This is a genomic window from Xanthomonas sp. SHU 166, from assembly GCF_000364685.1.
In the GTDB taxonomy this organism is placed as follows: Bacteria; Pseudomonadota; Gammaproteobacteria; order Xanthomonadales; family Xanthomonadaceae; genus Xanthomonas_A; species Xanthomonas_A sontii.
In genome coordinates, this window is the sequence record NZ_AQOJ01000075.1 from 1 (window position 1) to 4,353 (window position 4,353).

A 4,353-nucleotide genomic window follows, 5' to 3' on the forward strand; every position below is an offset into this window, starting at 1 on the left:
CCGGAGGACGCAGGCGCGCGCTCGGCGCTGGCGTCGCCGGCCTGCCGGCGCAGCGCGCGCAGGCGCTCCAGGCTGATGCTCATGCGCTCCACTCCGGCAGCGCATCGGCATCGGCATCAATGGCGATCGTGGTTGCGCCGTGCGCGTCCAGCGCCGTGTCGTCCTCGCCGTCGAGCAACAAACGCAGCACGCGCAACGCCAGCGCCCGCGGCGTGGTCGCGCTTTCCTCCTGCGCGGCCAGCACCGGGCCGACGCAGGCCGGGCAGCCGGCCACGCAGTCGCAGCCCTGCACCAGTTCGCGCGCGCGCTGCACCAGTTCGGCCTGGCGCCGCCACAACGGCTCGCTGAGGCCGACGCCGCCCGGGAAGTTGTCGTACAGGTACACGGTGGGCACGAACTGCTGCAGCTCGACGCTGGCCGGCTCGCCGCTGTCGCTACCGCGCAACTGGCCGCGGCCCTTGGCGTCGGCCACCGCGAACCAGGCGCCGTCGCCGTCGCCCACCGCCTGCTGCAGATCGCGTGCGTCGGCCATCACCGCCACCGTGGCCACCACGTGCAGCGCATAGGCCGCGCCCAGGAAACCATCCAGCGCGTCCTGCTTGCTGCCGAACGCCTTGAGCAGGGTCGCCTGCGGCAACTGCCACCACACCGCGGTGGTGTGCAGTTCCTGGTCGGGCAGGTTGACCGGGCCGTAGCCGATGTTCTCGTGGGTGTAGTAGCGGATCTTCTTGTAGCCGGCCACGCGCCGCACCACGTGCACCTCGCCGTGGTGCGCGTCGCCGCGCCCGGCCGCGCCGCCGTCGAAGCGGTCCAGCACCTTGAGCTTGGTGAAGTCGATGCTGTCGGTGTAGTAGTCCACGTGGGTGCGGGTGACGTAGGCCTTGCGGCCTTCCCAGTCCAGCTTCTCCACCTGGTAGGGCGTGCTCTGCACCATGTGGATGGCGCCTTCGTACAGGGTCAGCGCGGCGGCCGAATAGTCCACCTCGGCGATGATCTGCTGCTTGCCGTCGGTCTTGTCCACCACCACGAAGTTGCCGTCGGCCACCGAGCGCAGACTGACCGCGTTGGCCGGGTAGCTGTCGGCGATCCACTCCCAGCGGTCGCCTTCCTGGTGCACCACCTCGCTCTCGGCCAGCGCTTCCAGGAACACCGCCGGGTCCACCGGGCCGAACGCCTCGCCGGCGACGAAGGTCAGCTCGAACGCGGCGCAGCGGATGTGGTCGAACAGGATCAGCGGCTGGTCCGGGGCGATACGGGCGTGTTCCGGCGAGGCATCGGCGAAGAAGTCCGGGTGCCGCACCACGTACTGGTCCAGCGGCTGCGAACTGGCCACCAGCACGCCCAGCGCCGGTTGCTGGCGGCGCCCGGCGCGGCCGAAGCGCTGCCAGGTGGCGGCGACGCTGCCGGGGTAGCCGTTGAGCACCACCACGTCCAGCGCGCCGATGTCCACGCCCAGTTCCAGCGCCGAGGTGGAGACGATGCCGTCGATGCTGCCGGCGCGCATCGCCCGCTCGGCCTCGCGGCGCTCGCTGGGCAGGTAGCCGCCGCGGTAGGCGCGGATGCGCGGCGGCTTGCGCGGGTCGTGGTCGAAGATGTCCTTCAGGTACTTGGTCAGCACCTCCACCATCAACCGCGTCTGCGCGAACACCAGGGTCTTGAGCCCGGACTTGATCGCGATGCGCGCGATGCGGTTGCTCTGCGAGCGCGCCGAGGCGCGCAGGCCCAGGTCGGCGTTGACCACCGGCGGGTTCCACAGCAGCACGTGCTTGTCGCCGCTGGGCGCGCCGGAATCGGTGATGGCGTGCACGCGCTGCTCGATCAGCGCCTCGGCATGCGCGCGCGGGTTGCCGATGGTGGCCGAGCACAGGATGAACTGCGGCGTGACGCCGTAGAACGCGCAGATGCGCTTGAGCCGGCGCAGCACGTTGGCGACGTGGCTGCCGAACACGCCGCGGTAGGTGTGGATCTCGTCGATCACCACGTAGCGCAGGTTCTCGAAGAACTGCGCCCACTTGGTGTGATGCGGCAGGATCGCCTGGTGCAGCATGTCCGGGTTGCTGACCACGATGTCGCCGTGCAGGCGGATCGCCTGGCGCGCATCGCCGGGGGTGTCGCCGTCGAAGGTGAAGGCCTTCACCCCCAGGTCGCCGGCACGGTTGAGGTCCAGCAGCTCGGCCACCTGGTCCTGCGCCAGCGCCTTGGTCGGGAACAGGTACAGCGCCTTGGCCTGCACGGTCATCGCCGCGGCCACCACCGGCAGCGTGTAGCACAGCGACTTGCCCGAGGCGGTGGGGGTGACGATGGCCACGTGCTCGCCGCGCTGCGCCGCGTCCCAGGCCTCGGCCTGGTGGCTGTACAGCTGCGCGATGCCGCGTTCGCGCAACGCCGCGGCCAGCGCCGACGGCACGTCGTCCGGGATCGGCGCGTAGCGGCCGGCCTGGCCGGGGATGGTGAAGCTGCCGGTGATGCGGTCGTGGTAGCGGCGCTCCAGCCGCGCGCTGAGCAGGGCGCCATCGCGCGAGGGCATCCCGTCGGTGGTGGACAGGGCGCGCTCGGCGTCCTCGGTGCGCGGGGCTAGGGCGTGGGCGGGCATCGGCACGGCTCTCAAAGCGGAACAGGGAAGCGAAATCGCGTCTCAGGGTATGAGACCGGGCGCGCCGAGGCGAGACGGGCAGGCTGAGCGGATTCAGGCGGGGCGATTGCATGCGGAACGCATCGCTGTTCGCACTGCATGCGGCAGCCTATTGGCGATGCGTGCCGGCCCTGCGCGTCTGTACCGACACAGCGGCCGTCTGCGCCGATGACACGCCCTCGGCAGCGCGTACTACGCAGATCAGGCTTGTGCCGATGGCCGTGTTCCGCGCGTGGCGCGAGGCTTTCGCTACCCGTCGTGCAATGACGGACCCCGTTCACACACTCAGGAGCGAATGCCATGGTCACCGCCGAATTTCTGCAGGATAACGGCTTCAGCAACAAGGCGTCGGTCGACGCCAACGTCTACATCAAGGATGTCACCAAGGCGCTGCCGTCTTCCGGCAACCTGCATGCGCATCTGAAGGTGACATTTGCCGATGCGCATCGGCTGGCGTTCGAAATCCACGGCACTATCCGCGTCGACGCAGACGCGCAGGCGTTGGGCAAACGTAGTGGCGACGACAGCACCATCGGTCGCGCTCTGTGGGTGTACGCGGATGGCACGTTCCGCACGTCGGTCGAAGCCGCCTTTTGGCAGGAGCAGGGCGGCGTCACCCCGTCCCAACTCAAGACCTATGCGCGTAAGCTGAAGGATCAAGTGCGGCAATGGGAGCAGGCACTGGAGCGCGAAGGTGCCGATAGCCATCCTTCGCCGGCAGGAAACAAGCGCGCACTCGACGATCTGGACACGCGCTATCCGCTCGGTAAGTAATCGCCAGCGCGGTCTTGGCAGGATGCTGCGCGTGGCGAAGCAGGGATCAGCCGCTACGCGCGTATCCTGTGCGTCCCCCAGCACCAAGGCACCGCTTCCCGGAGTGCCGAAGATCGCCTTGTCCGCATCGACTTCCTCGCCAGCCCCGCACTACCGCACCGCCGCCGCGCGCCGCGCCGATCTGCTCGTGCATGCCGCCGGCCTGCTGCTGGCCGTGGTCGGCGGCGCGCTGCTGGTCTGGCGCGCCCATGCCAACGACGCGCTGATCGTGGCCACCAGCATCTACGCGCTGGGGCTGCTGACCATGTTCGCCTGCTCGGCGGCGTACAACTTCGCCCCGCCGCAGCGCCAGCCGGTGCTGCGCAAGCTCGACCACGCCGGCATCTTCGTGATGATCGCCGGCTCCTACACGCCGTTCTTCGTGCTGGCGCTGTCCGGCGCCTGGGTCTGGTCGATGACACTGGCGGTGTGGGGCGTGGCGCTGTTCGGGGTGTTCGCCAAGCTGTTCCTGCCCGGCATCGCCAAGGGCTTCTGGGTGGCGATCTACCTGCTGCTGGGCTGGGCGGGCATGGCGGCGGTCAAGCCGATCGTGGCCGGGCTGGACACGCCGGTGCTGTGGCTGATCGCTGCCGGCGGGGCGATCTACACGGTGGGCGTGGCGTTCTACGTGCGCAAGTCGATGCTCTACAACCGTGCGATCTGGCATGCGCACGTGCTGGGCGGCGCACTGGCGCACTGGTGCGCGATCTGGCTGTGCCTGCGCCCGCTGTCGGCGACGTGAACGGTGGCGCCGATGCGCTAGAGATGGCCGTGCCGCGTCCGTAAGCTCGGGCGTCATGGACAGCATGCACACAGCGGATCCGAACGGCCGGCGCCTGCGCACGATGCTGGCAATCGCCTTGCTGGCGACGTGCGCGAATGTGCAGGCACAACAGGCCGCGCCCGCC

General features: G+C 69.5%; 3 protein-coding genes. 2 read left to right on the plus strand and 1 reads right to left on the minus strand.

Annotation, left to right across the window (positions count from 1 at the left end; genetic code table 11):
• Positions 1-79 precede the first annotated feature (79 nt).
• Positions 80-2,593 (minus strand): DEAD/DEAH box helicase, encoded by a 2,514-nt coding sequence (locus D180_RS03235; RefSeq protein ID WP_017911659.1) that lies wholly within the window; start codon positions 2,591-2,593, stop codon positions 80-82.
• A 339-nt stretch (positions 2,594-2,932) separates the two neighbouring features.
• On the opposite strand from D180_RS03235, the gene D180_RS03240 reads away from it, so the two are divergent.
• Positions 2,933-3,406, plus strand: coding sequence for a hypothetical protein (locus D180_RS03240; RefSeq protein ID WP_017911660.1), 474 nt, complete (start codon positions 2,933-2,935; stop codon positions 3,404-3,406).
• Positions 3,407-3,524: 118 nt separating this feature from the next.
• Complete coding sequence (locus D180_RS03245; protein ID WP_153751676.1) at positions 3,525-4,187, plus strand: hemolysin III family protein; 663 nt, start codon at positions 3,525-3,527, stop codon at positions 4,185-4,187.
• Positions 4,188-4,353 lie beyond the last annotated feature (166 nt).